The following is a 26,459-nucleotide window of genomic DNA, read 5'->3' as shown; positions in this document are numbered from 1 at the left end:
AGCCCGTTCTTAGCGGCGCTATTTCCAAAGAAAGTAACTCGGTGGAACTCCTATGCTGCCGATGATCGGGGATCAAAGCCCTGTCTTCAAGCCGCCACCGCACATAAGACAAGCAAATTCAGGCGACCACGCCCGATTTCTTGCGCAGACGAAACACCGCCAGGCTCCCGCGCAGGTTCGGCAGGAAGCTCACCGGCTTGCCTTCAGCCAGCGCGACGTACTCGAGCACTTCCAGCCCGCACTTCTCGGCCAGGTCCTTGAAGTCGTGGATGGTTGCGTAGCGCACGTTGGGCGTGTCGAACCACTGGTAGGGCAGCGAGCGCGAGACCGGCATCCGGCCGCGGATCAGGGCCACGCGGTGTGGCCAGTAGGCGAAGTTCGGGAACGAGACGATGGCTTCCTGGCCGACCCGCACGATGTCGCGCAGGCGCGCCTCGACGTGCTGCATCATCTGCAGCGAAGACAGGCACAGCACCATGTCGAAAGCGTTGTCGCGGAACAGGTCGAGGCCCTGTTCCATGTCGTGCTGGATCACGTTGATGCCGCGCTGGGTGCTCTCCAGCACCTTGTCGTCGGCGATCTCGACCCCGTAGCCGCTACAGCCCTTGCCGAGTTCCAGGTAGCGCAGCATGGCGCCGTCGCCGCAGCCGACGTCCAGCACATGGGCGCCGTCGCGCACCCAGTCGGCGATGAAGGCCAGGTCGGGGCGCAGCGAGTGCAAGTCGGTGAAATTCATGCTGCCTCCCCTGCGACGCTACCGGCAAATTCGGCCGCAATCCGGTCGTAGTAGGCGCGCACCACCGCCATGTAGCGCGCATCTTCCAGCAGGAAGGCGTCGTGGCCGTGCGGCGCATCGATCTCGGCGTAGGTGACCTTGCGCCGGTTCGAGACCAGCGCCTCGACGATCTCGCGGCTGCGCTCGGGCGAGAAGCGCCAGTCGGTGCTGAACGAGGCCACCAGGAACTGCGCTTTGGTTCCCGCCAGGGCCTTGGTCAGGTCGCCGCCATGGGCGCGCGCCGGGTCGAAGTAGTCGAGCGCCTTGGTGATGATCAGGTAGGTGTTGGCGTCGAAGTATTCCGAGAACTTGTCGCCCTGGTAGCGCAGGTAGGATTCGATCTCGAAGTCGACGCCGAAGTCGAACGCGTACTCGTCGGTCTCGGCCGCGTTGCGCAGCTTGCGGCCGAATTTCTCCGCCATGTCGTCGTTCGACAGGTAGGTGATGTGGCCGACCATGCGCGCCACCTTCAGGCCGTTCTTCGGCACCACGCCGTGCTCGTAGAAGTCGCCGCCGTGGTAGTCCGGATCGGTCAGGATGGCCTGGCGCGCGACGTCGTTGAAGGCGATGTTCTGGGCCGACAGCTTGGGCGTGGAGGCGATCACGATGCAGTGGCGCAGGCGCTCGGGGAACATGATGCTCCACGACAGGGCCTGCATGCCGCCCAGCGAGCCGCCCATCACCGCAGCGAACTGCTCGATGCCGAGGCGGTCGGCCAGGCGCGCCTGCGCCGCCACCCAGTCCTCCACCGTCAGCAGCGGGAAGGCCGCGCCGTAGGGCTTGCCGGTGGCCGGGTTCTGGTGCATCGGGCCGGTGGAGCCGAAGCAGGAGCCCAGGTTATTGACGCCGATGACGAAGAAACGGCTTGTATCGAGCGGCTTGCCCGGCCCGACCATGTTGTCCCACCAGCCCTGGCTTTTCGGCTTGTCGGCATAGGTGCCGGCCACGTGGTGCGAGGCGTTGAGCGCGTGGCAGACCAGCACCGCGTTCGATTTGTCGGCGTTCAGGCTGCCATAGGTTTCATACATCAGCGTGTAGTCGCCGATGCTGGCGCCGCTCTGCAGGCGCAGCGGCTCGGCGAAGTGCATCGCCTGCGGTGTTACTGTTCCAATCGATCCCATGGATGCTGTGCGTGTCGTTCTCGTAGTGTTCTTGTCATGGGCGGCCGCAATAGCCGCGCCGGGTGGACCTTCAGAGGGCTTGCAGCTGCTCCACGGCGGCGGCGATCTCGCTCGGCTCGAACGAGCGCAGGATGCGGCGCGTGCGCGTCGTGATCGCGGCCAGGTCGCTGTTCAGGATTTCCTGCTTCACCGACAGCAGCTGCGCCGGGTGCATCGAGAATTCGCGCAGGCCCATGCCGAGCAGCAGGCGGGTGAGCTTGGTGTCGCCCGCCATCTCGCCGCACACGGCGACGTCCAGGCCGGCCTTCTGGCCGGTGGCGATGGTCTGCGCGATCAGCATCAGCACCGCCGGGTGCAGCGGATTGTACAGGTGCGCCACTTCGTAGTCGACGCGGTCGATCGCCAGCGTGTACTGGATCAGGTCATTGGTCCCGATCGACAGGAAGTTCATGCGCTTGACGAACATCGGCAGCGCCAGCGCGGCCGCGGGAATCTCGATCATGGCGCCGACTTCCACGCCCTGGTCGTACTTGACGCCCTCTTCGCGCAATTGCAGCTTGGCCTGTTCGATCATGGCGAGCGTCTGGTCGATCTCGAAGGCATGCGCCAGCATCGGGATCAGGATCCGCACCTTGCCGAAGGCCGACGCACGCAGGATCGCGCGCAGCTGGGTCAGGAACAGCTGGGGCTCGGCCAGGCAGTAGCGGATCGCGCGCAGGCCCAGGGCCGGATTGAGCGCGGTGTGCTCGGTCGGGTCGAGCGGCTTGTCGGCGCCGACGTCCAGGGTGCGGATCGTCACCGGGCGGCCCTTCATGGCCACCACCGCCTTGCGGTACTGCTCGAACTGCTCGTCCTCGCCGGGGATGCGCAAAGCACTCCCGAGTCCGCTTCCGGTGCGGCCCATGAACAGGAATTCGGAGCGGAACAGGCCGACGCCCATCGCGCCGGCTTCCAGCGCCGCCGGGCAGTCGTCCGGCAGCTCGATGTTGGCCAGCAGCGTGATCGCGGTGCCGTCCTTGGTGACGGCCGGGGTCTTCTTGAGCTTGAGCAGGCGTTTGCGCGCCTTGGTCAGGGTGGCCTGGCGCGCGCGGTACTGCTCCAGCACCAGCTGGCTCGGATTGCAGATCACCACGCCGGCGTCGCCGTCGACGATCACCCAGTCGTCCTGCTCGACCAGGCGCGAGGCCTGGCTCAAGCCGACCACCGCCGGGATGTCGAGCGAGCGCGCGACGATCGCCGTATGGGAATTCTGGCCGCCGGCATCGGTGACGAAGCCGATGAACGACCGCGTCGCGCCGTCGCGGTCGCGGAAGGCCAGCATGTCGGCCGGCGAGATGTCGTGGGCGACCACGATCATCTGCGGCGGCGCATGGTCGTCCCCCGCCAGCGGCGGCGGGATCTCGAGCGCGGTGCCCATCAGGACCTTCAGCACCCGCTCGGCCACCTGCTGGATGTCGTGCTTGCGCTCGCGCAGGTACTCGTCCTCGATCTCGTCGAACTGGGCCGACAACTCGTCGATCTGGGTCACCAGCGCCCATTCGGCGTTGTAGTGGCGGGTACGGATGATGTCGAGCGGCGCTTCCGAGATCAGCGGATCGGACAGGATCAGCGCGTGCACGTCGATGAAGGCGCCCAGTTCGGTCGGGGCATCCTTGGGCAGCTCGGTCCACAGGGCCTGCAGGCCGCGGTGCACCTCAAGGATGGCGTGCTGCAGGCGCGCGACCTCGGCCTCGACCTGCTCGACCGGGACCAGGTAGTGCTTGACGTCGAGCGCGGCCGGCGTGAGCAGGTGCGCGCGGCCGATCGAGATGCCGCGCGAAACCGGAATGCCGTGGAGCGTGAACGATGCCATCGAAGGTCCCGTGTGGCGTGGAGCTGCCGCTTCGCGCGGCATTACTCGCCTTCGCCGAACTTGTCGTTGATCAGGCCGGACAGGGCCGCGATGCAGGCTTCTTCGTCCGGGCCGTCGGCCTCGAGCAGCACTTTCGCGCCCTTGCCGGCGGCGAGCATCATGACGCCCATGATCGACTTGGCATTGATGCGGCGTCCGTTACGGGTGAGCCAGACGTCGCTCTTGAACCTGGCGGCCAGCTGGGTGAACTTGGCGGAGGCGCGGGCATGCAGGCCCAGCTTGTTGATGATTTCCAGTTCCTGTTGAATCATGTTCTCGTTATGTGCGCGTGGCCAAAAGTGTGTTCGGTAGGTTCGGTTTGGGTTCAGCTCGATCCGACGCGGATCCGGTTATCCACCCGCACGGCGCCGTTCTGGGCGCCGGCCAGGGCCATCTCCACCACCACATCGAGGGTGTCGCGGCGGTAGGTGATCGCACGCAGCAGCATCGGCAGGCTGATGCCGGCGATGATTTCCACATGTCCGGCGTCGGCCAGCGAGTTGCAGCAGTTGGACGGGGTGCCGCCCTTGATGTCGGTGATGACCAGTACGCCGTCGCCGTCGTCGAGGCGCGCGATCGCCTCCTTGGCGAGGCAGTTTACCTGCGCCAGGTCCTGGTCGGCGGTCACGTCGATCGCCTCGAACCGTTCGGTGGGGCCACGGAATACGTGGGCCACCGCCGCGATGAATGCCTGGCCCAGCGGTGCGTGGGTCATCAGCAGGATGCCTACCATGTCAATGCTTCTCGAAGGTGTTGCCAGTAAGCTTGAGTTCGACCGCGTCGATGAACATCGCGGCCACGTCGAATCCGGTCTGGTCGGCGATTTCCTGGAAGCAGGTGGGGCTGGTGACGTTCACCTCGGTCAGGAAATTGCCGATCACATCCAATCCTACCAGCAATAAGCCACGCGCGGCCAATACCGGCCCCAACGCCTCGGCGATCTCGCGCTCGCGCTCGGTAATCGGCATGGCAACGCCCAGGCCGCCGGCGGCCAGGTTGCCGCGCACCTCGTTCCCTTGCGGGATGCGCGCCAGCGTAAACGGCACCGGCTTGCCATCGATGACCAGCACCCGCTTGTCGCCCTGCTTGATGGCCGGGATGAACTTCTGCGCCATGATCGTGTGCCTGCCGTTGGCGGTCAGCGATTCGATCACCGAACCCAGGTTCATGCCGTCATCCTTGACGCGGAAGATGCCGGCGCCGCCCATGCCGTCGAGCGGCTTGAAGATCACGTCGCCGTGTTTTTCATGGAAACCGCGCAGCCGGGCCGGATCGGAGCTGACCAGGGTCGGCGAGGTGTACTGGCTGAACTGGCCGATGGTGAGCTTCTCGTTGTGGTCGCGGATCGCCCCCGGGCGGTTGAACACGCGCGCGCCCTGGCGCTCGGCCAGCTCGAGCAGGTAGGTGCCGTACACGTATTCCATGTCGAAGGGCGGATCCTTGCGCTCGATGACGGCGTCGAATTCGGACAGCCGCACGCTTTCCGGGCGGTCGGCGCGGTACCAGGCGTCCGGCTCGCCGGTGAGGTGGATGCGCGTGACGATCGCCGTCACCACGCCTTCTTCCAGCACCATGTCGCGCTGCTCGAAAGCGTAGAGGGCGTGGCCGCGTTTCGCGGCTTCGCGCATCATCGCGAAAGTCGAATCCTTGTAGATCTTGAACGTGGCGAGCGGGTCGGCGAGGAAAGCGATTTTCATGGGGCATCCATTGGGGGAATGCCCTGATTTTATCCGGAAACGCGAAAGCTCGCGGACGGGCCCTGCTTTAGGAATGGCCGATGCACCATGAAGATGCAAAATATTTAATTGTGCGTTCGCAGCTCGACGATATGAGGCGCCTCAAACCCTGATATTTGTCCTGCGCGACCATGAACACATGAGCGCACACACAGACAAACAGGCGGAACAGGACCGCATCAAGGACGTGTACCGGCGTTGGCACGGCGGCGCGGCACTGGACCGCTACGCCTGGCACCGGCCGGAAATCCTGCAGCAGGTGGCGACGCGCTCGCGCGCTTTCGCCGCCCTTCTCTCCGACACCGTGGGCAGCGACCTCGGCGGTTTGCGGGTCCTCGACGTCGGCTGCGGCACCGGCGGTTTCCTGCGCCAGCTGATCGACTGGGGCGCCGACCCCGGCAAGCTGACCGGCACCGAACTCCAGCCGGACAGGCTCGACTACGCCCGCCATTTCACGGCCGAAGGCGTCAGCTGGCGCGTCGGCACCCTCGACACCCTGGGGCTGCGCGGCTTCGACCTGGTCACGGCCCAGACCGTGTTTTCCTCGGTCCTCGATCCGGGACTGCGGCGCGAACTGGCCGACCAGATGTGGCGTACCCTGCGGCCCGGCGGCTGGTGCCTGGTGTTCGATTTCCGCTACGACAACCCGCGCAACCGCAACGTGCGCAGGGTGACGCGCGCCGAACTCGACGCCTACTGGCCCGGTGCACGCAGCCGCTACCGCAGCCTGATGCTGGCGCCGCCGATCCACCGGCTGCTGGCGCGCTTCTCCTGGCTGCTGCCCGATGTGCTGACCGCCATCGCGCCGCCGCTGCGTTCGCACTTCGTGTACATGGTGCAAAAGGGGGACGACCGCGTCCGCGGGTAGCCGCGCTCCGCGCGCTCGCCCTTCGGTGTTATTGTCCTGCAAAGACTTTCGGAGCAAGGCATGACACCAGAAACACGCAGGGCGAACAGCGAAGCGCTGTTGCGGGAGCGCGGCATTGCCGTGAACGCGCAGCTGCCGATGATCGAAGGCGAGGATACCATTGTCCTCCGTTCGGAAGATGCACTGTGGCGCCGCCTGGTGGCCCTGTGGGGCGTGGTCGGCGCCGCCACCCTGGGCAAGAACGCCTATTTCAGAGACTATCTCTCGGTTGGCGAGCGCCGCGCCTGGCTCTCGGACGACGAAGCGGCCTTCGTCTTCGCCGACGCGCCGCCCCAGGACGATGTCATCCGTTTTTCTTGGCGCCTGGAAGCGATGGTGTTCCTGGCCTGGTGCGGCGGACTGGTCGAGTCACTCCCCCTGCCCCGGCAGGCATCCGGCGTCGATACCATCCTGCCGCTCTATCCCCACGACCTCGGCGACGCCACGATGTTGCGCGAGGCGCTGCGCCTGCGCGGCAAGGCCGAGATCCTGGACTGGGCCGATCTGCTCTACCGCCTGCACTGGGCGGTGCGCGACGCCCAGCTGAACGGCCGTGAACCACCTGCCGGCCTGAACCCCGGCATGGTGCTGGAGTGGCACCATGCGGCGAACTGGATGATCGGCTACGAGAGCCAAGACGACTGGGACGCCGTCTCCACCGAAACCTGAGCGCCCAACGAGCGCTCGCTAATACACTTCCGGATTCGGATCGGTGCGTTCCAGTTCGAGCGAAGCCGCCAGCAGCCCCAGGCGCGCCACCACGCCGTACACATAGAAGCGGTTCGGGGCCGCCGTGCCCGGCTTGGCCTTGAGGTCCGGCATCGCGTGCTGCTGGGCGAAGGCCAGCGGCACGTACTGCGAACCCGGCGCGTTCAGGTTCTGGTCGATGCCGCGCTCGGCGTGCACACGGTAGAAGCCGCCCACCACGTAGCGGTCGATCATGTACACCACCGGCTCGGCCACGGCGTCGTTGATGGACTCGAACGTAGGCACGCCTTCCTGCACGATCATGTCGTTGACCGCCACGCCATCCTTGATGACGGTCATCTTGTTGCGCTGCGCACGGCTCAGGTCGCGCACTTCGCTGGCGTCCTTTACCGTCATCACGCCCATGCCGTAGGTGCCGGCGTCGGGCTTCACGATCACGAAGGGCTTCTGCTCCTTCATGCCGTATTCCTTGTACTTCTTCTTGATCTTGGAGAGCAGCGCCGACACGGCATCGGCCAGCTGCTCGGTGCCGACGTCTTCCTGCAGGTCGATCTCGCCGACCTTGCTGTGCAGCGGGTTGACCAGCCACGGGTCGATATCGATCAGCTTGCCGAACTTCTTGGCCACTTCGTCGAAGGCCTTGAAGTGGTTGCTCTTGCGGCGCAGCGCCCAGCCTGCGTGCAGCGGCGGCAGCAGCGACTGCTCGTGGATGTTTTCCAGGATAGCCGGGATGCCGCTCGACAGGTCGTTATTCAGCAGGATGGTGCAGGGGTCGAAATCAGCCAGGCCGACGCGGCGCCCGTTCGGTGAGCGCACCAGCGGCTCGACCACCAGCATGTTCCCATCCGGCAGCGCCAGCGGAGTCGGCTGGGTGACTTCCGGCGACAGCGAGCCGAGGCGCACGTGCAGGCCGGTCTGGCGGAAGATCTGCATCAGGCGCGCCACATTTTGCAGGTACATCGGATTGCGCGTGTGGACTTCCGGGATCATCAGGAGGTTGCGCGCGTCCGGGCAATACTTGTCGATCGCGGCCATGGCGGCCTGCACCGTCAGCGGCAGCATCTCGGTGGACAGGTTGTTGAAGCCGCCCGGGAACAGGTTGGTGTCGACCGGCGCCAGCTTGTAGCCGGCATTGCGCAGGTCCACCGAGCAATAGAACGGCGGCGTATGCTCCTGCCACTCGAGGCGGAACCAGCGCTCGATGGCGGGCGTGGCTTCGAGAATTTTCTTTTCCAGATCCAGGAGGGGACCGGTCAGGGCGGTGGCGAGGTGCGGAACCATGGGAGCGTCCTAGTAGTGGCTTTTTTGAATTATATCGGTAGCCTCATATATGGACGAATAAGCTTGTTTAAAGTCTGCATATTGCTGCAAACGAAAAAAAAGGCGCCCGCAGGCGCCTTCGTCCTTCAAAAACCGCTTACAGGTGGTAAGCCGATTCGCCGTGGCTGGTGATGTCCAGGCCTTCGCGCTCGGCATCCGCCGGTACGCGCAGGCCGATCAGCACATCCACCAGCTTGAAGGCGATGAAGGCCACCACTGCCGACCACACGACGGTGACGCCCACTGCCTCGGCCTGCACCAACAGCTGCCCGGAGATCGAGTAGTCCGGCGAGCCCTTGTTGGCAACATAGTCCCAGATGCCCTGCCCGCCCAGCGCCGGCGAAGCGAACACGCCAGTGAGGAGCGCACCCAGGATCCCACCCACACCGTGCACGCCGAACACGTCGAGCGAATCGTCGGCGCCCAGCAGGCGCTTCAGGCCGGTCACACCCCACAGGCAGACCACGCCACCCACCAGGCCCATCAGCAGGCCGCCCATCGGGCCGACGAAGCCGGCGCCCGGGGTGATCACCACCAGGCCCGAGACCGCGCCGGAGACCGCGCCCAGCAGCGACGGCTTGCCCTTCAGGAGCCACTCGCCGAACATCCACGACACGGCGGCACCGGCGGTCGCCAGCAGGGTGTTGATGAAGGCCAGCGCAGCGACGTCGCCCGCTTCCAGTGCCGAACCGGCGTTGAAGCCGAACCAGCCGACCCACAGCAGCGAGCCGCCGATCATGGTCATGGTCAGCGAGTGCGGAGCCATCGATTCGCGGCCCAGGCCGATGCGCTTGCCGATCACATAGGCCCCGACCAGGCCGGCCACCGCCGCGTTGATGTGCACCACGGTGCCGCCGGCGAAGTCGAGCGCGCCATGCCCCCACAGGAAGCCGGCATTCGAGGTGACGGTCGCCAGGGTGGCGGCGTCCTGGATCGCATCAGGGCCGGCCCAGAACCAGACCATGTGGGCCACCGGCAGGTAGCCGAAGGTGAACCACAGCACCGAGAACAGCAGCACCGCCGCGAAGCGCACGCGCTCGGCGAAGGCGCCGACGACCAGGGCGCAGGTCAGCGCAGCGAAGCTGCCCTGGAAGGCGACGAAGATGAACTCGGGGATCATCGTCTCCTTGCTGAAGGTACCAGCCTGGCTGAAGGTGCCGGCCGCGGCATCGTAGATACCGTTCAGGAAGACGCGGTCGAAGCCGCCGATGAAGGCATTGCCCTGCGTGAAGGCCAGCGAGTAACCATACAGGCACCACAGCACGATGATCAGCGAGAACACCATGAACACCTGCATCAGCACCGACAGCATGTTCTTGGCGCGCACCAGGCCGCCGTAGAACAGCGCCAGGCCGGGAATCGCCATCATGATGACCAGCAGCGTGGAGACGAACATCCAGGCGGTGTCGCCCTTGTTGATGCTGGGTGCCGCGAGTGCCGGCAGCGCCAGGCCGGCGGCGAAGAGGCCGGCGAGGATTTTTGTTGAGATCTTCATCGGGTTCCCCTTACAGTGCTTCGTTGCCGGTCTCGCCGGTACGGATACGGATGACCTGGTTGAGGTCGGCCACGAAAATCTTGCCGTCACCGATCTTGCCGGTGCGGGCGGCGCCCGAGATGGCGTCGATCACCTGGTCGACCACGGCGTCGTCGACCGCGGCCTCGATCTTGATCTTCGGGAGGAAATCGACCACGTACTCCGCGCCGCGATACAGCTCGGTGTGGCCTTTCTGGCGACCGAAGCCTTTCACCTCGGTCACAGTCATGCCCTGTACGTTGATCTCCGACAGCGCTTCACGGACTTCGTCCAGCTTGAAGGGCTTGATGATGGCGGTAATCATTTTCATGGTGATGCCTCTTTACTCTTAGAAAGTTTTGGACACGGTCAGCACGGCTGCCGACTTGCCCAGGTTCTCGCCGTCCGGGCTGCGGTAGGCCTTGGTGTTGCCCTTGATCCAGGCCAGCGATACCGTGGCCAGGCCGAAATCCTTGGTAAACCCGACTTTGTAATCGGTGTACGAGTACATGCTGTTGTTGTTGACTTCCTGGCGCCCGGCATGCAGGTTGAGGATGTAGCCTTCGTAGACGTCGAGGTCGAGGCCGAGGTCCAGGTAACCGCTGCGCTTGCTGTCGGCGGTGCCGAACAGGTTGGTGGTCGAGTGCGAATACTTGACGTAGCCCGGCCCGAGGCCGATGCGGGCGTACAGTTCGAAGGTGTTCGCGCGCGGGTTCAGGTCATTCGACGGATACCAGTAGTACAGGCCGCCGACGTCGTACGTGACGTTCTCGGCCAACTGGCCGCGCTTGCCGCCATAGACGTCCCATTCGATATCGCCGTCGCCGCCGAGATCTTTCGTCCATTTGATGGTGGACAGCCAGGTTCCCACGTACAGGCCGGATGGGGCATGCACGTAGTCGACGCCGCCTTGCAGCGCCGGGTCTAACCGGGTTTGCGACAGGCCGCGGTAACGGTAGTCGCTGGTAATGGCGGCGTTGTAGCTGATTTGATGCTCAGGGGCAGCTTCCTGCGCAAAGGCAGGGATGCTCGAACAGGCCATGATGGCCAGGCTGACTGCTGCTACTTTAGTGTTGCACTTCATGACATTCCCCTTATTTTCAACATCTGCGCTCATCGGCTAATTCGTCGGCTGAACCGTGGCGCAGGCTGTTGCGGTTTACAATCTTGTTTGCTACACGCCTGCCAACTCTTTAGCAGGATGCGTGCCAGCTCAAAAAAGTGATGGGAATGTTGGCAAAAGGCCGTAAAGACCTTGTTTTTGTCAGCCATCCGCCCCATTTGCAACTCGAACAACCCAGGAACCCCGCGCGCCGGGCAGGTGCCACGGCGCGGCGCACCAAAAGCGGCGTACTGCGCACCGTCGTGGTGCAGCGCGATCCGACTGAAAGGAAATGGACATGAACAGCTTCTTCAACGACATCCAGGGCAAGATCAACCAGGCGCTGGATAACTCGCCGGCCAAGGACATCGAGAAAAACGTCAAGGCGATGATGACCCAGGGCTTCTCCAAGCTTGACCTGGTCACCCGCGAAGAGTTCGACATCCAGGCCCAGGTGCTGGCCAAGACCCGCGCCAAGCTCGAAGCGCTGGAACTGCGCGTGGTGGACCTGGAAGCACGCCTGGGCGCGCAGGGAACATCTTCCTCTTCGGCTGCGTCGGCCGCCTCGACTGCCTCGGCCGCAGCCGGGGCCCCGCTTCCCGGCGCCACCGACCCGGCCGCGCCGCACATCATCATCGACAAGCCCTGATCCTCCCTCGGCGTTGGTAACGCCATGAACGCGATCGGCCGGCCGCCCGGCCCGCTCCCGCCGCAGGAAGTCTCGCTCGACGTCCTGCGCGAGAAATACGCCAAGGGCCAGGAAAACGGCATCCTCGACGTACGCCGGCGCGTCGCGCGCGCCCTGGCGGCGCTCGAACCCGCAGACCGGCGCGCGGAACTCGAGGCGCGCTTCCTCTGGGCCCAGGAGCAGGGCTTCGTGCCCGCCGGACGCATCAACTCGGCCGCCGGCCTGGGCCTGCAGGCGACCCTCATCAACTGTTTCGTCCAGCCGGTGGGCGATTCCATCTCCGGCAGCGACGACGGCCTGCCGGGCATCTACACTGCCCTGCTTGAATCGGCCGAGACCATGCGCCGCGGCGGCGGCGTGGGCTACGATTTCAGCGCGATCCGCCCGATGGGCAGCAAGGTCCGCGGCACGCGCTCGCGCGCCTCCGGCCCAGTCTCTTACATGGAAGTGTTCGACGCCTCGTGCCGCACGGTGGAATCGGCCGGCGCCCGGCGCGGCGCCCAGATGGGCGTGCTGCGCATCGACCACCCCGACATCGAGCGCTTCATCGCCGCCAAGGACGAGGGCGGGCTCACCAACTTCAATATCTCGGTCGGCGTGACCGACGAGTTCATGCGCGCGGTCGACAGCGACGCGATATTCGACCTGGTCCACCGCGCCGAGCCGGGCGAGGAGGATGCCGCCGGCGCGGTCCGCCGTGAAGATGGCCGCTGGGTCTACCGCCAGGTCCGCGCGCGCGCGCTGTGGGACAAGATCATCGCCTCGACCTACGATCACGCCGAGCCGGGCGTGCTGTTTGTCGACCGCATGAATCTTGAAAACAACCTCTGGTATGCGGAAGAACTGCGCGCCACCAATCCCTGCGGCGAGCAGCCCCTGCCCGGCTACGGCTGCTGCGACCTGGGTTCGGTCAACCTCACCGCCTTCGTGCTTGATCCGTTCGGCGCCAGCCCGCAATTCGATTTCGAGCGCATGTGCGAGGTCGCCGCAGTGGGCGTGCGCATGCTCGACCTGGTGCTGGACGCCACCGAATGGCCGCTGCCGCAGCAGCTTGCGGAGTCGCAGGCCAAGCGCCGCATCGGCCTTGGCTTCCTGGGCCTGGGCAGCGCCCTGGTCATGCTGGGGCTGCGCTACGATTCCGACGCCGGCCGGGCCATGGCGACGCGCATCGCCGAGACGCTGCGCGATGCAGCCTATGCCACCTCGGTCGAGCTGGCAGTGGAAAAGGGACCGTTCCCGCTGTTCGACGCCGACAAGTACCTGCGCGGCCAGTTTGTCGGGCGCCTGCCGGAGTGGCTGCGCGAAGCGGTCCGCGTGCACGGCATCCGCAACTCGCACCTGCTGTCGATCGCGCCGACCGGCACCATCTCGCTGGCCTTCGCCGACAATGCCTCGAACGGCATCGAGCCGCCCTATTCCTGGACCTACCAGCGCAAGAAACGCATGCCGGACGGGGCGATGCGCAGCTACGACGTGGAAGACCACGCCTGGCGCCTGTACCGCCAGATGGGGCATGACATGTCAGCGCTGCCGCCGCAATTCGTCACCGCGCTCGAGATGCGCGCGATCGACCACCTGCGCATGGTGCAGGCGGTGCAGCCACTCGTGGACACCGCGATTTCGAAGACCGTCAACGTGCCGGAAGACTATCCTTTCGACGACTTCCGCGAGCTGTACAGCCAGGCCTGGCATGCGGGCCTGAAGGGGCTGGCGACCTACCGGCCGAACACGGTGCTGGGCAGCGTGCTGTCCACCGGCACGGAGCCCTCGGCCACGGAGCCCTCGGCGTCATTCTCATTGGCGCCGGACGACGACCCGCTGCGCAAGCGCTTCGAGCGCCGTCCGCTGGGCGAACTGGAATCGGTCACCTCCAAGATCGAGTATGCGACCCAGGAAGGCCGCAAGACCGCCTACCTCACCGTCAGCTTCATCCGCGCCGAGGGCATCCACGACGGCAAGAAGGTCACGGTCGAGCGCCCCTTCGAATTCTTCATGCCCTCGAACCAGCGCACCGGCGGGCAGCAGTGGATCAGCGCCTCGATGCGCCTGCTGTCGATGGTGGCGCGCGCCGGCGGCCCGATTGCGCGGGCGCTGGCCGACATGCGCGACGTGGTGTGGGAAAAAGGCCCGGTGCGCTGCGGTTACCTGACGCGCGAGGACGGCACCCAGGTGCCGGTGTTCCACGATTCGGAAGTGGCGGCCATCGCCTTCATGCTGCAGCGGGTGCTGATACGGCGCGGTTTCCTCGATGCCTGGGGTAACGGGTTGCCGGTGCCGGAGCTCGCGCGCCGCTTCCAGGAACGTTTCAATGAGCGCGCCGACCGCGTCGCGCCTGATACCGAGCCGCAGCCCCCCACCGTGTCCGGCGCCCTGCCCGCCGTCAGCGGCGCCAGGTGCCCGGAATGCGGCGCCCGCGCGCTGCGCAAGGTCGACGGCTGCACCCGCTGCGACGAGTGCCACTACGTGGGGGAATGCGGCTGAGTCCCGCGTAGCGGGGCGTCCTTAGTGGTCGCTGCGCGAGACGATGACCCGCTCGTGGTAATCGTCGAGGTAGCGCTGCACTGCCTTGCGCCATGCGTCCTGGCCGGCGATGACCCTGGACGCTTCCGCTTGCACCGAACTGGCGTGCTTCGCATGGACCGCGGCGACATGACGGATGGCCGTCTCGCGCTCGGTTGGCGTCATCGTGGAGAGGACCTCGGCGGGAATGAACTTGTGGGCTGATTCCGGAGCAAGGGCGCCGATCAGGCGACGGTGGCATTCCTGCCAGGTCTGGATGGCCTTGATCGTCCTGCGCTGGCTCCCGCTCAGCGCAGACGCGTGAGGTAACTGTGGCGCCGCGCAGCCAGTACTGCCCAGTTTCGCCCCGACATAGCCCGTGGTCCAGAAGGCGACGGCCGCCTCGCGCGAAGAGGCGGTACTGTCCTGCATCGCCGCGACGCCGGCGCCGCTTGCGAGAGACAGCGCCAATAGGCCGACCAGTTTTTTCATGACGCCTCCTTGATGATGTAGGGATGTAGGGATGTAGGGACAGCATATGCTGCTCTTCCCATCTCGGCAATCCTCGGTGCATGGAATCGATTCCCCGGCACAGTGCACCGAGAAGTTTGCGCTAACATTTCGCCAAATTTGTGTGGTATCGTTGCCAACCCAACTAGATGGTTGCGCAAACATGTTCAATCGGAAGATTAGAGGGCTGCGCTGGTGGATGATTAGCCTGGTGATGCTGGGGGCGGTCATTAACTACCTCACCCGCAGCTCGCTGGCAGTGGCCGCTCCCACCCTGCTGAAGGAACTCGGTATCAGCACCGCCGAGTATTCGTACATCACGGCGGCCTTCCAGGGAGCGATCATGTTGCAGCCCTTATGCGGCTATGTGCTGGACGTGATCGGCCTGAAGTTCGGCTATGCGATGTTCGCGGTGGCCTGGTCGCTGGTCTGCATGCTGCATGGCTTCGCCACCAACTGGCAGATGCTGGCCGTGCTGCGCGGCTTGCTGGGGCTGGCCGAAGGCTCGGCCAATCCGGCCGGAATGAAGGCCGTGTCCGAATGGTTCCCTGCCAGGGAGCGCGGCATGGCGGGCGGCATCTACAACATCGGCGCCTCGTTCGGGTCGATGCTGGCGCCGCCGCTGGTGGTATGGGCCATCCTGCACTATAACTGGCAGTCGGCATTCGTGATCACGGGGGCGCTCGGCCTGGTGTGGGTGGCCGTGTGGCTGCTGCTGTACGATGCGCCGGCGCGCCACCGCCGCTTGTCGAAGGCCGAGGCCGAGTACATCGCAGCCGGCCAGGAACGGCACCTGGAAGGCGACGGCAAGCGCCCCTCCGTGTCCAGCATCATCAAGCAGCGCAACTTCTGGGGCATCGCGCTGCCGCGCTTCCTTGCAGACCCGACCTGGGGCACGCTGTCCTTCTGGGTTCCCTTGTACCTCACCACGGTGCGGGGCTTCGACCTGAAGCAGATCGCCATGTTCGCCTGGCTGCCCTTCCTCGCGGCGGACCTGGGCTGCCTGTTCGGCCCGTCGGTGGTGTTGTGGCTGCAAAAACGCGGCGTACGCCTGATCAATGCGCGGCGCGGCGCCTTCACCATGGGCGCCGTCATGATGATGGGCGTGGCCTTCGTGGGCTTCGTGGAGAACGCCTACGCGGCGATCGCCCTGCTCAGCCTCGCCGGCTTCGCACACCAGACGCTGTCGGTCACCGTCATCACCATGTCCTCCGACCTGTTCCGCCGCAACGAAGTGGCCACCGTGGCCGGCATGTGCGGCACCTTCGGCAACCTGGGCCTGCTGATTTTCTCGCTGCTGATCGGCGGCTTGATGAGCAGCGTAGGCTACACCCCCTTCTTCGTCAGCCTGGCGGTGCTCGACCTGCTCGCCGCCGTGCTCCTGTGGACGCTCGTGCGCGAGCCCGTGCACGCCGACGCTCCTGTAGATCCCGTCAAACAAACCGCATGATCCACAACCCGATTCTCCGCGGCTTCAACCCCGACCCGTCCATCGTGCGCGTGGGCGAGGATTACTACATCGCCACTTCCACCTTCGAGTGGTATCCGGGCGTGCAGATCCACCATTCGCGCGACCTGGTCAACTGGCGGCTCGCAGCCCGCCCCTTGAACCGCCCGAGCCAGCTGAACATGCTCGGCGCGCCCGACTCCTGCGGCGTGTGGGCGCCCTGCCTCACCTGGGCCGACGGCCTGTTCTGGCTGGTCTACACGGACGTGAAGCGCTATGGACGCACCTCCACCGGCGGTGCGGCTGGCAGCGCCTCCCTGCGCGACTTCCACAACTACCTGGTCACCAGCCCGACCATCGACGGCCCCTGGTCCGACCCGGTGCACCTGAACAGCAGCGGCTTCGATCCTTCGCTGTTCCACGACGACGATGGGCGCAAATACCTGCTCAACCAGTTGTGGGACCACCGGCCCGGCGGCACGCGTTTCGCCGGCATCGTGCTGCAGGAATACTCGGTGGAGCAGCGCAAGCTGGTCGGGCAGCGCGAGAACATCTTCAAGGGCACGCCGCACGGGCTGACCGAGGCGCCGCACCTGTACCAGCGCGATGGCTGTTACTACCTGCTCACCGCGGAAGGCGGCACCGGCTGGAACCATGGCGTGACGATGGCGCGTTCGCGCGACCTGCGCGGGCCCTATGAGCTGCACCCGGACCAGACCATCCTCAGCGCACGCAGCCGGCCGGACGCATTACTGCAGCGCGCGGGACATGCCGACCTGGTCGAGACGCCGGATGGCGAGACCTACATGGTCTACCTGTGCGGCCGCCCGCTGCGCAATCGCGGCGCCTGCACGCTGGGCCGCGAGACGGCGATCCAGCCGATGGTCTGGGGCGAAGACGGCTGGCTGCGCACGTGCGACGGTCTCGGCACGCCCGAGTTGCAGGCGCGGGCGCCGCAACTGCCGGTGCATCGGTTCGCGCTCGAGCCCGTGCGCGAAGATTTCGATTGTCCGCAGCTGCCGCTTGCCTTCCAGTGGCTGCGCACCCCGTGGCCCGACGAGATCTTCAGCCTGGCCGCGCGGCCGGGTCACCTGCGCCTGTTCGGCCGCGAATCCATCGGCAGCCAGTTCCGCCAGGCCCTGGTGGCGCGCCGGCAGGAATCGCATTGCTACAGCGCCGCCACGATGCTCGATTTCGAACCGCAGCACTACCAGCAGGGAGCAGGCCTGGTGTGCTACTACGGCGCCGCGAAATTCCACTACCTGTACCTGACGCACGATGACGAGGTGGGCAGGCACCTGCGCGTGATGAGCAGCCTGCCGAACCACATGCAGTCGGACGCCTTCACCGCGCCGATTCCGCTGCCGGCAGGCGGGCCGGTCGAGCTGCGCGTCGAGGTCGACGAGGAGCGGCTGCTGTTCGGCTATCGCTTGCCGGAAGGTGACTGGCAATGGCTGGCGCAGAGTTTCGACGCCAGCATCCTGTCGGACGAAGCATCGGCGCCGGGTCAGCCGAATTTCACCGGCGCTTTCGTGGGCATGGCGTGCCAGGACATGGCCGGCACCGGCCTGCATGCGGACTTCGATTACTTCGATTACCGGGAGCGCCCTTTCGCGGCCAACCCGCGCGCGGCCACCTGAGGCATACTGCGCGGGTTGCCAACTCATGAACCTGCCATGCCCTACATCGCCCTCAAGCACCTGCACGTCACCTTCGTGGTCCTCAGCGGCCTGCTGTTCCTGGTCCGCGGCATCTGGATGCTGCGCGATTCGGCGCGCCTGCAGCAGCGCTGGGTCAGGATCGCGCCGCATATCGTCGACACACTGCTGCTCGCGAGCGCCATCGGCCTGGCGATCGTCAGCGAGCAGTACCCCGGCCAGATGCCGTGGCTGACGGCCAAGGTGGTGGCGCTGGTGGCCTACATCGTGCTGGGCACCGTCGCGCTCAAGCGTGGCCGCACGCGCCAGGTGCGCAAGGCGGCATTCGTGGCTGCTCTGGCCAGCTTCCTCTATATCGTCGCGGTGGCCATTACCAAGAATCCGCTGATCGTGGGCTGAACCGCTCTCCCCGGAAAAAAAAAGCGCCCGGATCAACCGGGCGCTTTCGTGAGACGGGCCTGCGTTGTCTTACTTGACGCTGCCGCCGCCCTTTGCCGCCTTGGCAAAATCACCTGCCGCGACAAACGAGATGTCGGCCGGCTTGATGAACTCCCGCATGGCGGTGTTGACCTGCGCGAGCGTCAGCTTGCGTACCTGGTCCTCGAGCGCGGCGTCGAAGGCCAGGGTGCGCTCCAGCGTCAGGTATTCGGACAAGCCGGCGGCAAGCGCCTCGTCGGAGGTGCGCGCCACTTCCTCGGCCTGCAGCCAACCCTTCTTTGCCTCGAGCAGTTCGGCTTCGGTGAAGCCTTCCTTCACTGCGCGCTCGAGCTCTTCGCGCAGGACGGATTCCACCTTCGCCGTGTTCTGCGGGGCGCTCATCGCGTACGCCAACCAGACACCGGCAGGATCGCGCGAAGGCACGCTCAGCTGCGCACCGACGCCGTACGACAGGCCTTCCTTCTGGCGAATGCGGTCGGCCAGGCGCGAACGCAGCGCGCCGCCGCCCAGCATGTAGTTCGCCATCACCAGCGCAGGATAGGCTTGCGCATCGTCCTTCATCGGGACCGGATGCACCGCCAGCAACATGCTGCTGGCCTTGTCCGGGGTCTCGAGCGCCAGCTTCTGGCCTGCGACCGGCTTGACGGTGCTTGGCACGCGCACGTACTTCTGCTGCGACTGCCAGGTGCCGTACAGGCGTTCGACCTGGGCCTTGAGGGCGGCCGGATCGAAGTCGCCGACCGCAGCGAAGGTGGCGTTGTCCGCGCCGTAGAAGGCGGCATGGAAAGCCTTCACGTCGTCGGCGGTCGTCGCTTTTTGCGATGCAAGCTTTTCCTGAAGCGTCATCGCATGCTTGACGTGGCCTTCCGGGGTCGTGTCCAGCAGGCGGGACAGTGCAACGCTGGCCTGCGGATTCGGCTCCGGAATCGCCTGCTCGGTCGCATTGATGTTCGCACGCTGGAATTCGCCGAACTCGGTCGGCGCGAACGCCGGCTTTCTTAACACCTCGGCCATCAGGTCCATGACGGCCGGCAGGTTCTCGCGCGTGGTGGTGACCGACGCGGTGATGCCTTCGGCGCCACCCGCAATGCGGACCTGGGCCTTGAGCTTGTCGAAGCTGTCCTTGAGCTGCTGGCGCGACTTCTCCTGGGTGCCGTAGGCCAGAAGTCCCGCGGTGAAGCTGCCGATCGTCGCCTTGTTGCGCAATGCTTCCTCGGAACCGAAGCGCAGGCGCATCGTCGCGGAGACCAGGTTGCCCTTGGTTTTCTTGGGCAGCAGTGCACCTTTCAAACCGTTGGCCAGCTTGAAGCGCTGGGTACGCGATTCGATGTTCGCGGGGCTCGGGTCGAACACCTCTCCCTGCGCCACCACTGCCCGGCCCTTGTAGTCCTTGACCACGGCGGCGATATCGATCATGCCCGGCACATCGGTGCGGTCCGCCGCCTCGGTCGGGATGAACAGGCCGAGCGTGCGGTTCGACGCTTTCAGGTATTTCTCGGCCGCTGCCTGGACGGCCTTGGCGTCGGTCTTTTCGACCTGGTCGCGGCCCACGAAGAACAGGCGCCAATCGCCCGCCGCCATTGCCTCGGTCAGGGCGATCGTCAGGCTGGCGCTATCGTTCATCGCCAGTTCGACGTTCTTGGCAATGGCCTGGCGCGCGCGCGCCACTTCCGCTTCGGTCACGGGATTCGACTTCAGGTCTTCCAACACCTTGAGCAAGGCATCCTGGGCTGGCGCCAGGGGCTGGCCCTTCGGCACCACCGCACCGAAGATGCGGTAGCCAGGTTCGAGGTTGCTCACCGCCATGACATTGACGCCGGTGGCCAGCTTGGTTTCCACCAGGGCCTTGTGCAGGCGCCCCGACGGCGCGTCGGTCAGCACGCGGCCCAGCACCTGCAGCGCAGCGGCATCCGGGTGGCCGCTCGGGGCGACGTGGTAGCCGGCGGCGACGATCTGGGTACCGCCGGAGCGGCGCACGGTCACGGAACGTTCGCCGTCCTGCACAGGTTCGAGCGTATAGGTCGGCTGGATCACGCGCGATGGTTTCGGGATCTTGCCGAACAGGTTATTGACCTGCGCCAGCACCTTGGCTTCGTCGAAGCGGCCGGCGACGATCAACACGGCGTTGTCAGGCTGGTAGTACTGCTTGTAGAAAGCACGCAGGCGCGGAATGTTGACCTGTTCGATGTCGGAACGTGCACCGATGGTCGATTTTCCATAGTTGTGCCAATCGAAGGCGACGGCCTGCAGGCGCTGGAGCGTGACACGGAACGGGTTGCTCTCGCCGATCTCGAACTCGTTGCGCACCACCGTCATCTCGCCCTTGTTGGCTTTTGAATTCCACAGGTCGTCCTGCGAAATCGGGGCGTTGATCATGCGGTCCGCTTCGAGCGCCAGCATGGTGGCCAGGTTGGCCTCGTTTGCCGGGAAGGTCGCGTAGTAATTGGTGCGGTCGTACCACGTGGTGCCATTGAAGTCGGCGCCGAGCCCGTTGAGCACTTCGACCGGGCTCTTGCTGCCCTTCTTGATGCCGAAATTGGCGGTCGGCTTGAACAGCAGGTGTTCGAGCAAGTGCGCCATGCCGGTCTCGCCGTAGTTCTCGTGGCGCGAACCCACCATGTACACCATGTTGGTGGTCAGCGTCGGCTTGGACGCGTCCGGGAAGAGCAGGACCCGCAGGCCGTTGGCGAGGCGGTATTCGGTGATGCCTTCGACCGACGTGACCTTGGCCACATCCTTGTGAATGGCAGGCCCGGCCTGGCGCGGCGCAGGCTGGGTTTTATCCGCAGCAAAAACCGGCGAGAGGATGCCGGCGCTGATCATGAGTGCAACGAGAACTTTCACGTTTTTATATCCTGATTTATTCATACGTATCAACGAAGAAGACGGCATCACGCCGTTCACGTCTCCATGCGGCCTTGTATCTGCGTCGAGCAGCGATCGGCTCGATGACGATTCATTGCCTCCCGGCTGGACACGCAACAATGAAGCGCGGGATGGGGGAAGTCAATGCCGAGGATAAATTTCATTCAGCAGCCATAAAGAGCGCTTCAATGGGCAAGCTCCACGCACAGTTAGCAACGCTCAATGACAGGCTTGCGTGACGGCGCAATATCAGGCGGTCCACTTTTCGCAAGGGGTTCCATGAGTCTCGCCGTATTGCGCAGCCGTGCCCTCGCCGGCATGGACGCGCCTGCCGTCAACGTCGAAGTCCACCTCGCCAACGGACTCCCCGCGTTCACCATCGTCGGCCTGCCCGACGCCGAAGTCCGCGAAGCCAAGGACCGGGTGCGCGCGGCACTGCAGAACTCCGGCTTCACCATCCCGCCGCGACGCATCACGGTCAACCTGGCGCCGGCCGACCTGCCCAAGGAATCCGGCCGCTTCGACCTGGCCATCGCGCTGGGCATCCTCGCGGCCTCGCAGCAGATCCCGGGCGAAGCCTTGACGCGTTACGAGTTCGCCGGCGAACTGTCGCTGTCGGGCGAACTGCGGCCGGTGCGCGGTGCCCTGGCGATGAGTTTCGCGATGCAGCGCCGGCACCAAGGCGGCGCACGCGCCTTCATCCTGCCGCTGGAAAATGCCGACGAGGCGGCGCTGGTGACCGACGCCGCCATCTATCCGGCACGCACCCTGCTCGAGGTCTGCACCCACTTCGCCCACGGCGCCGGCGAGTCACGGCTGGCGCGCCACCAGGGCCGGGCGCCGGCAGCGTCGGTTGACTACCCGGACTTTGCGGAAGTGAAGGGACAGCAGGGCGCCAAGCGCGCACTGGAAGTGGCGGCGGCGGGCATCCATTCGGTCTTGCTGATCGGGCCGCCAGGTGCGGGAAAAAGCATGCTGGCTGCGCGCTTTCCCGGCCTGCTGCCGCCGATGAGCGAGGACGAGGCACTGGAATCGGCCGCGGTGCAGTCGATCGCCGGCAGCTTCTCGCCGCAGCGCTGGCGCCTCCGTCCGTTTCGCAGTCCGCACCACACGGCATCGAGCGTCGCGCTGGTCGGCGGCGGCAGCCCGCCGCGTCCCGGCGAGGTATCGCTGGCCCACCATGGCGTGCTGTTCCTGGACGAGCTGCCGGAGTTCGACCGCCGGGTGCTCGAAGTGCTGCGCGAGCCGCTCGAATCGGGCCAGATCACGATCTCGCGCGCGGCCCACCAGGCCGACTTTCCGGCCCGCTTCCAGCTGGTGGCGGCGATGAATCCCTGCCCCTGCGGCTGGCTCGGCCACCCTTCCGGCAAGTGCCGCTGCACGGCCGAAGCGGCGCAACGCTACCAGGGCCGCGTCTCCGGGCCGCTGCTCGACCGCATCGACATCCAGCTGATGGTGGCCGCCATGCCGGCGGACGGCATCGGTGCGCGGGCCGACGGCGAGGGCAGCGCCGCGATCGCCGCCCGCGTCGCGCAGGGGCATGCGCGGCAGCTGGCGCGGCAAGGCCGGCCGAACGGTCGCCTGGCGCCGCGCGAGATCGACCGCTACTGCCGTCCGGATGCGGCCGGCGAGCGCCTGCTGCGCGCCGCGATGCAGCAGCTGCACTGGTCGGCGCGCGCCTACCACCGTGTGCTCAAGGTGGCGCGCACGGTGGCCGACCTGGGCGGAGCCGAGAACGTCGAAGCCGGGCATATCGCCGAAGCGATCCAGTACCGGCGCGTGCTCAGGGAGACGTGAGCGTGCAATGCGCCCGGTAGGCGCTAGCCACGCCTCCTGTTACCATCGTGGCATGCACATCAAACAACTGCTTTACGCTTTCGTGGCGGCCGCCGTGCTGGCGGGCTGTTCGCCGACCTACAACTGGCGCGACTTTACGGCCGCCGACGGCGCCTTCCGCGTACTGTTCCCCGCCAAGCCGGCGACACACACCCGCGCCATCGACCTAGGCGGGATCAAGGTCGACATGACCATGACCGCCGCCGAGGTGGATGGCTCGACCTTCGCCGTCGGCACCGCGGTGGCGCCGGATGCGGCGCAGGCCCAGGCCACCCTGCCCGCGATGCGCCAGGCGCTGCTACGCAACATCGGGGCCGATGCTGCCAAGGCCCTGGATGCCGACAAGGACGGGGCGCTGGTCGTCGACGCGGTTGGCAAGGGCAACCAGGGCCCGGTGCGCCTGGTGGGACGCTTCGTTGCCAAAGGGACGCGCATGTACCAAGTGATCGTGCTGGGCACGCCGGGCGCCATGCCGCCCGAGCAGACCGAACAATTCCTGTCCTCGTTCAAGCCGCAATGATGGCGGACGCTGCCCCGGCCCTGCGGACCACCGGACTTTCCAAGTCGTTTGGCCGCCCGGCGGTCGACGCGCTGGACCTGACCGTGCGCCGCGGCGAGCTGTATGCCCTGCTCGGCCCCAACGGCGCCGGCAAGACCACCACGCTGCGCATGGTGACCGGCCTGGTCGCGCCGGACGCCGGACATATCGAGGTATTCGGCATCGACCTGGCGCAGGCGCCGCGCGAAGCCAAGCGCCGGCTGGCCTACCTGCCGGACGACCCCATGCTGTACGGGAAGCTCAAGCCGACCGAGTACCTCGAATTCGTGGCCGGACTGTGGGGCGTGGATGCACGCGAGGCCGAAGCTCGGGCGCGCCAGCTGCTCGACTGGCTGGACCTGAGCCCGCACGCGCACGAACTGACCGAAGGCTTTTCGCGCGGGATGAAGCAGAAGCTGGCGCTGGCCGGGGCGCTCATCCACGAGCCCGAGCTGCTGATCCTCGACGAACCCCTGACCGGACTCGATGCGGCGGCGGCGCGCCAGGTCAAGGACCTGCTGCTGTCGCACGTCGCCAAGGGCGGCACCGTCATCCTCACCACCCACATCCTCGAAGTGGCGGAACGGCTGGCGCAGCGCATCGGCATCATCCGCCAGGGCCGCCTGATCGCCGAAGGCACGCTGGCCGAGCTGCGCGAACGCACCAGCGGGGCGAGCCTCGAAGACGTGTTCCTGCAGCTGACCAGGCAGGCATGAGCATGCAACCCGGCAGCATCCTCTGGCTGTTCCGGCATGAAGTCCGGCTGCTGTGGTTCAGCGCGGGCTCTGGCAAGCCGGGCAAGTCATCGCGCCGTCCGGGCATGGCCGGGCTGCTCACCATCGGGCTGGTGTGGCTGGCCCTGCATGCGCTGGCCTTCTTCGTGGTCTCACGGACCGCCGGCATCGATATGCGCGATCCGCGCGTACTGGTGGCGCTGACCGCGCTGCTGTTCGGCTGCATGACCTTCATGCTGTCGAGCAGCCTGAAGTCCAGCGTGCTGGTGCTATTCGAACGCGGCGACCTCGACCTGCTGCTGTCCTCGCCCCTGCCCTCGCACAGCATTTTCGCGGTGCGGCTCGGCACGGTCGCCGCGGGCAGCGCCGCCCTCTACCTGTTCTTCCTGGCGCCATTTGCCCACGCGGGAGCGCTGCTCGGGCACGTGCGCTGGCTCGCCCTGTATCCGGTCCTGCTGGGAATGGCGACGGTCGTCGCCTGCGCCGCCATGCTGATGACGCTGGGCCTGGTGCGGCTCATCGGCGCACGGCGCACGCGCATCGTCGCGCAGGTGATCGGCGCGCTGGCCGGGGCCATGATCTTCATCCTGTCGCAGTTGTTCGCGCAGTTCTCGAGCGGGATGGAAGTGCGCGCGGCTGCCGCGTTCGCGCACGCGTTTGCCGACGACGGCGCGCTTGGCGCGGCGAGTCCGGTATGGCTGCCGGGCCGCGCCCTGCTGGGCGAGCCGCTGCCGCTGCTGGGCACCGTCGCCATGGCCGCGGCAGCGTTCGTGTTCACCGCCGCGAGGACGCACCGCTTCTTCGTCCACGGGCTCCAGCAGGCAGCCTCGATCAGCCGCGCGGCGCGTCGGCCTGCCGGGGACGTACGTGTCCGCTTCGGCCGCAGCCTGTTCATAACGGTGCTGTTCAAGGAATGGCGCCTGATCGCCCGGGATCCGCATCTGATCTCGCAGGTCGCCCTGCAGCTGATCTATCTGCTGCCGCTGTTCTTCATCATTTTCAAGCGCAGCGACGTGCAGTTGCCGGCACTTGCGGCGGGTATCACGCTATTGTGCAGCTCGCTGACCGCTTCGCTGGCATGGATCGTCGTGGCGGCGGAAGACGCACCGGACTTGCTGCGCCTGTCGCCGGCGCCAGAGCGCACGATCCGCGTTGCCAAGCTCGCGGCAGCGGTCCTGCCATCGCTGGCACTGGTGCTGATCCCCCTTGCCTGGCTGGTGATGCGTGTGCCGATCGCAGGACTAGCGGCTGCGGGCACTGTCGGCGGCGCCGTCTGCACGGCGGCGCTCATCGTGCACTGGTGCGGACGTCCCGGGCTGCGCAGCGATTACCTCGCGCGGGGAAAGGGCGACCTGTTTACCTCGATCCTGGGAATGTTCAACAGCCTGTCCTGGGGCGGGCTGGGGTGGTGTATGGCGTCGATCACGAATGCTGCGTCCGACAAAACCCTCGCCGGCGCGTCCTTGGCCGCCATGGCGGTGCTCGCGACCCTGGCCTTTTCCTGGTTCATGCGCCGATCGCCGCATTGAGTGCGTGCGTGGAGTGAACGTATCCTCAAGTCGTGTTATCGTTTAGTCACTATCATCACCAACAAATAAATGGGCACAGCCATGTTGATCACATTTAAATGCAAGTCCTATCCTGAGGTCTTGATGTATCAGGAACATGCCAAGCGCATCCTCGACCTGCTGCATAAGGATACCGAGCGCGGTGTCATTACCGCCGAAGAAGCGCCGCGCGCGGTCGCGCTGCTCGAGGGCGAAATCGACGAAAGCCGCAAGCACCAGGTCTCGGAACAGGTCGAGCGCGACGTCCATGCGCATCATGGCGAAACCGAGGATAACGACCACGAACCGATCGAAGTCGTCACCTTCTCGACGCGTGCGTATCCCCTGCTCGAAATGCTGCGTTCGGCGCGGGACCAGCATACCGATGTGTTGTGGGGGGTGTGAGCGCACTGTAGCCGGATCGACAGGCGGGGCTGCGGCCCCGCTTTTTCACGCAGAAGCGAAAGCGCAGGCACAAAGCAAAAAAGCCCGCTAGATCACTAGCGGGCTTTTTCTTATAACTAGCCTGACGATAACCTACTTTCACACTGGTTGCAGCACTATCATCGGCGCAAAGTCGTTTCACGGTCCTGTTCGGGATGGGAAGGGGTGGGACCGACTTGCTA

23 protein-coding genes, 1 rRNA gene and 1 pseudogene are annotated in these 26,459 nt (G+C 65.8%); 12 read left to right on the top strand and 13 right to left on the bottom strand.

Annotation, left to right across the window (positions count from 1 at the left end):
• Positions 1-118: 118 nt before the first annotated feature.
• From metW to gshB, 6 genes are all read right to left on the bottom strand, one after another.
• Entirely contained in the window at positions 119-736 is a 618-nt protein-coding gene (gene metW / locus AC56LU_RS20930; RefSeq protein ID WP_497177545.1) for a methionine biosynthesis protein MetW, read from the bottom strand.
• Positions 733-1,896, bottom strand: a complete 1,164-nt coding sequence (metX, locus tag AC56LU_RS20925) for a homoserine O-succinyltransferase MetX (RefSeq protein ID WP_497177544.1) — start codon at positions 1,894-1,896, stop codon at positions 733-735. Before metX ends, metW begins: the two co-directional genes overlap by 4 nt.
• Positions 1,897-1,966: 70 nt before the next feature.
• Positions 1,967-3,748, bottom strand: coding sequence for a phosphoenolpyruvate--protein phosphotransferase (gene ptsP, locus AC56LU_RS20920; protein WP_497177543.1), 1,782 nt, complete (start codon positions 3,746-3,748; stop codon positions 1,967-1,969).
• Positions 3,749-3,789: 41 nt separating this feature from the next.
• Entirely contained in the window at positions 3,790-4,059 is a 270-nt protein-coding gene (locus AC56LU_RS20915; protein WP_497177542.1) for an HPr family phosphocarrier protein, read from the bottom strand.
• A 53-nt stretch (positions 4,060-4,112) separates the two neighbouring features.
• The gene (locus tag AC56LU_RS20910; RefSeq protein WP_497177541.1) at positions 4,113-4,520 is read right to left on the bottom strand and encodes a PTS sugar transporter subunit IIA; all 408 of its coding nucleotides are present in this window, start codon (positions 4,518-4,520) and stop codon (positions 4,113-4,115) included.
• A gap of 1 nt (position 4,521) precedes the next feature.
• The gene (gene gshB / locus AC56LU_RS20905) at positions 4,522-5,484 is read right to left on the bottom strand and encodes a glutathione synthase (RefSeq protein WP_497177540.1); all 963 of its coding nucleotides are present in this window, start codon (positions 5,482-5,484) and stop codon (positions 4,522-4,524) included.
• Between the two features lie 178 nt (positions 5,485-5,662).
• On the opposite strand from gshB, the gene AC56LU_RS20900 reads away from it, so the two are divergent.
• Both AC56LU_RS20900 and AC56LU_RS20895 read left to right on the top strand, forming a co-directional pair.
• Positions 5,663-6,391, top strand: coding sequence for a class I SAM-dependent methyltransferase (locus tag AC56LU_RS20900; RefSeq protein WP_497177539.1), 729 nt, complete (start codon positions 5,663-5,665; stop codon positions 6,389-6,391).
• 60 nt (positions 6,392-6,451) lie between these two features.
• Complete coding sequence (locus tag AC56LU_RS20895) at positions 6,452-7,099, top strand: DUF4272 domain-containing protein (RefSeq protein WP_497177538.1); 648 nt, start codon at positions 6,452-6,454, stop codon at positions 7,097-7,099.
• Positions 7,100-7,117: 18 nt separating this feature from the next.
• Here AC56LU_RS20895 and gshA read toward each other — a convergent pair whose 3' ends face one another.
• From gshA to AC56LU_RS20875, 4 genes are all read right to left on the bottom strand, one after another.
• Positions 7,118-8,419: a glutamate--cysteine ligase gene (gshA, locus tag AC56LU_RS20890; protein ID WP_497177537.1), complete on the bottom strand. Its 1,302-nt coding sequence runs from the start codon at positions 8,417-8,419 to the stop codon at positions 7,118-7,120.
• A gap of 136 nt (positions 8,420-8,555) precedes the next feature.
• Positions 8,556-9,953, bottom strand: a complete 1,398-nt coding sequence (amt, locus tag AC56LU_RS20885) for an ammonium transporter (protein ID WP_497177536.1) — start codon at positions 9,951-9,953, stop codon at positions 8,556-8,558.
• A gap of 10 nt (positions 9,954-9,963) precedes the next feature.
• The gene (gene glnK / locus AC56LU_RS20880; RefSeq protein ID WP_036247637.1) at positions 9,964-10,302 is read right to left on the bottom strand and encodes a P-II family nitrogen regulator; all 339 of its coding nucleotides are present in this window, start codon (positions 10,300-10,302) and stop codon (positions 9,964-9,966) included.
• Between the two features lie 18 nt (positions 10,303-10,320).
• Complete coding sequence (locus tag AC56LU_RS20875; protein ID WP_497177535.1) at positions 10,321-11,055, bottom strand: TorF family putative porin; 735 nt, start codon at positions 11,053-11,055, stop codon at positions 10,321-10,323.
• 310 nt (positions 11,056-11,365) lie between these two features.
• Between AC56LU_RS20875 and AC56LU_RS20870 the strand changes: the two are divergent.
• Positions 11,366-11,599: pseudogene (locus tag AC56LU_RS20870) on the top strand (accessory factor UbiK family protein); the annotation flags it as partial.
• A gap of 147 nt (positions 11,600-11,746) precedes the next feature.
• Positions 11,747-14,242, top strand: coding sequence for an adenosylcobalamin-dependent ribonucleoside-diphosphate reductase (locus AC56LU_RS20865; RefSeq protein WP_497177534.1), 2,496 nt, complete (start codon positions 11,747-11,749; stop codon positions 14,240-14,242).
• Positions 14,243-14,263: 21 nt separating this feature from the next.
• Here the strand turns inward: AC56LU_RS20865 and AC56LU_RS20860 are convergent, their stop codons facing one another.
• Positions 14,264-14,752 (bottom strand): hypothetical protein, encoded by a 489-nt coding sequence (locus tag AC56LU_RS20860; RefSeq protein WP_497177533.1) that lies wholly within the window; start codon positions 14,750-14,752, stop codon positions 14,264-14,266.
• 181 nt (positions 14,753-14,933) lie between these two features.
• Between AC56LU_RS20860 and AC56LU_RS20855 the strand changes: the two genes are divergently transcribed.
• From AC56LU_RS20855 to AC56LU_RS20845, 3 genes are read left to right on the top strand one after another with little or no spacing between them, the layout of a single operon-like run.
• Complete coding sequence (locus AC56LU_RS20855; protein WP_497177532.1) at positions 14,934-16,220, top strand: MFS transporter; 1,287 nt, start codon at positions 14,934-14,936, stop codon at positions 16,218-16,220.
• Positions 16,217-17,857, top strand: a complete 1,641-nt coding sequence (locus AC56LU_RS20850; protein ID WP_497177531.1) for a glycoside hydrolase family 43 protein — start codon at positions 16,217-16,219, stop codon at positions 17,855-17,857. The genes AC56LU_RS20855 and AC56LU_RS20850 overlap by 4 nt, the downstream gene beginning before the upstream one ends.
• A gap of 36 nt (positions 17,858-17,893) precedes the next feature.
• Positions 17,894-18,274, top strand: a complete 381-nt coding sequence (locus tag AC56LU_RS20845; RefSeq protein ID WP_497177530.1) for a SirB2 family protein — start codon at positions 17,894-17,896, stop codon at positions 18,272-18,274.
• Between the two features lie 69 nt (positions 18,275-18,343).
• On the opposite strand, the gene AC56LU_RS20840 is transcribed toward AC56LU_RS20845, so the two are convergent.
• Positions 18,344-21,157, bottom strand: a complete 2,814-nt coding sequence (locus AC56LU_RS20840; RefSeq protein WP_497177529.1) for a M16 family metallopeptidase — start codon at positions 21,155-21,157, stop codon at positions 18,344-18,346.
• A gap of 300 nt (positions 21,158-21,457) precedes the next feature.
• On the opposite strand from AC56LU_RS20840, the gene AC56LU_RS20835 reads away from it, so the two are divergent.
• The 5 genes from AC56LU_RS20835 to AC56LU_RS20815 all read left to right on the top strand — a co-directional run bounded on the left by AC56LU_RS20835 (position 21,458) and on the right by AC56LU_RS20815 (position 26,238).
• Positions 21,458-22,975, top strand: a complete 1,518-nt coding sequence (locus AC56LU_RS20835) for a YifB family Mg chelatase-like AAA ATPase (protein WP_497177528.1) — start codon at positions 21,458-21,460, stop codon at positions 22,973-22,975.
• 52 nt (positions 22,976-23,027) lie between these two features.
• Positions 23,028-23,534 carry a hypothetical protein gene (locus tag AC56LU_RS20830; RefSeq protein WP_497177527.1) on the top strand — a complete coding sequence of 169 codons (507 nt, stop codon included), beginning with the start codon at positions 23,028-23,030 and terminating at the stop codon, positions 23,532-23,534.
• Positions 23,531-24,268, top strand: a complete 738-nt coding sequence (locus AC56LU_RS20825; protein WP_497177526.1) for an ABC transporter ATP-binding protein — start codon at positions 23,531-23,533, stop codon at positions 24,266-24,268. Before AC56LU_RS20830 ends, AC56LU_RS20825 begins: the two co-directional genes overlap by 4 nt.
• Positions 24,265-25,815, top strand: a complete 1,551-nt coding sequence (locus AC56LU_RS20820) for a putative ABC transporter permease subunit (protein ID WP_497177525.1) — start codon at positions 24,265-24,267, stop codon at positions 25,813-25,815. Before AC56LU_RS20825 ends, AC56LU_RS20820 begins: the two co-directional genes overlap by 4 nt.
• Positions 25,816-25,896: 81 nt before the next feature.
• The gene (locus AC56LU_RS20815; RefSeq protein WP_497177524.1) at positions 25,897-26,238 is read left to right on the top strand and encodes a DUF1840 domain-containing protein; all 342 of its coding nucleotides are present in this window, start codon (positions 25,897-25,899) and stop codon (positions 26,236-26,238) included.
• 119 nt (positions 26,239-26,357) lie between these two features.
• On the opposite strand, the gene rrf is transcribed toward AC56LU_RS20815, so the two are convergent.
• Positions 26,358-26,459 (bottom strand): 5S ribosomal RNA (gene rrf, locus AC56LU_RS20810); the annotation flags it as partial.

Source organism: Telluria sp. PB2R4, assembly GCF_059685695.1.
The sequence above is the reverse complement of the archived record's forward strand: the minus strand, read 5'-3'. Positions and strand labels throughout refer to the sequence as shown.

What these genes read in the sequence shown, in the direction of transcription:
- AC56LU_RS20845 (WP_497177530.1), top strand. Translation starts at nt 17,894, where the DNA reads ATGCCCTACATCGCCCTCAAGCACCTGCACGTCACCTTCGTGGTCCTC.
- ptsP (WP_497177543.1), bottom strand. Translation starts at nt 3,748, where the DNA reads ATGGCATCGTTCACGCTCCACGGCATTCCGGTTTCGCGCGGCATCTCG.
- AC56LU_RS20860 (WP_497177533.1), bottom strand. Translation starts at nt 14,752, where the DNA reads ATGAAAAAACTGGTCGGCCTATTGGCGCTGTCTCTCGCAAGCGGCGCC.
- AC56LU_RS20875 (WP_497177535.1), bottom strand. Translation starts at nt 11,055, where the DNA reads ATGAAGTGCAACACTAAAGTAGCAGCAGTCAGCCTGGCCATCATGGCC.
- gshB (WP_497177540.1), bottom strand. Translation starts at nt 5,484, where the DNA reads ATGAAAATCGCTTTCCTCGCCGACCCGCTCGCCACGTTCAAGATCTAC.
- AC56LU_RS20815 (WP_497177524.1), top strand. Translation starts at nt 25,897, where the DNA reads ATGTTGATCACATTTAAATGCAAGTCCTATCCTGAGGTCTTGATGTAT.
- AC56LU_RS20820 (WP_497177525.1), top strand. Translation starts at nt 24,265, where the DNA reads ATGAGCATGCAACCCGGCAGCATCCTCTGGCTGTTCCGGCATGAAGTC.
- AC56LU_RS20825 (WP_497177526.1), top strand. Translation starts at nt 23,531, where the DNA reads ATGATGGCGGACGCTGCCCCGGCCCTGCGGACCACCGGACTTTCCAAG.
- metX (WP_497177544.1), bottom strand. Translation starts at nt 1,896, where the DNA reads ATGGGATCGATTGGAACAGTAACACCGCAGGCGATGCACTTCGCCGAG.
- AC56LU_RS20835 (WP_497177528.1), top strand. Translation starts at nt 21,458, where the DNA reads ATGAGTCTCGCCGTATTGCGCAGCCGTGCCCTCGCCGGCATGGACGCG.
- AC56LU_RS20900 (WP_497177539.1), top strand. Translation starts at nt 5,663, where the DNA reads ATGAGCGCACACACAGACAAACAGGCGGAACAGGACCGCATCAAGGAC.
- amt (WP_497177536.1), bottom strand. Translation starts at nt 9,953, where the DNA reads ATGAAGATCTCAACAAAAATCCTCGCCGGCCTCTTCGCCGCCGGCCTG.
- AC56LU_RS20895 (WP_497177538.1), top strand. Translation starts at nt 6,452, where the DNA reads ATGACACCAGAAACACGCAGGGCGAACAGCGAAGCGCTGTTGCGGGAG.
- glnK (WP_036247637.1), bottom strand. Translation starts at nt 10,302, where the DNA reads ATGAAAATGATTACCGCCATCATCAAGCCCTTCAAGCTGGACGAAGTC.
- AC56LU_RS20850 (WP_497177531.1), top strand. Translation starts at nt 16,217, where the DNA reads ATGATCCACAACCCGATTCTCCGCGGCTTCAACCCCGACCCGTCCATC.
- AC56LU_RS20830 (WP_497177527.1), top strand. Translation starts at nt 23,028, where the DNA reads ATGCACATCAAACAACTGCTTTACGCTTTCGTGGCGGCCGCCGTGCTG.
- metW (WP_497177545.1), bottom strand. Translation starts at nt 736, where the DNA reads ATGAATTTCACCGACTTGCACTCGCTGCGCCCCGACCTGGCCTTCATC.
- AC56LU_RS20855 (WP_497177532.1), top strand. Translation starts at nt 14,934, where the DNA reads ATGTTCAATCGGAAGATTAGAGGGCTGCGCTGGTGGATGATTAGCCTG.
- AC56LU_RS20915 (WP_497177542.1), bottom strand. Translation starts at nt 4,059, where the DNA reads ATGATTCAACAGGAACTGGAAATCATCAACAAGCTGGGCCTGCATGCC.
- AC56LU_RS20910 (WP_497177541.1), bottom strand. Translation starts at nt 4,520, where the DNA reads ATGGTAGGCATCCTGCTGATGACCCACGCACCGCTGGGCCAGGCATTC.
- gshA (WP_497177537.1), bottom strand. Translation starts at nt 8,419, where the DNA reads ATGGTTCCGCACCTCGCCACCGCCCTGACCGGTCCCCTCCTGGATCTG.
- AC56LU_RS20865 (WP_497177534.1), top strand. Translation starts at nt 11,747, where the DNA reads ATGAACGCGATCGGCCGGCCGCCCGGCCCGCTCCCGCCGCAGGAAGTC.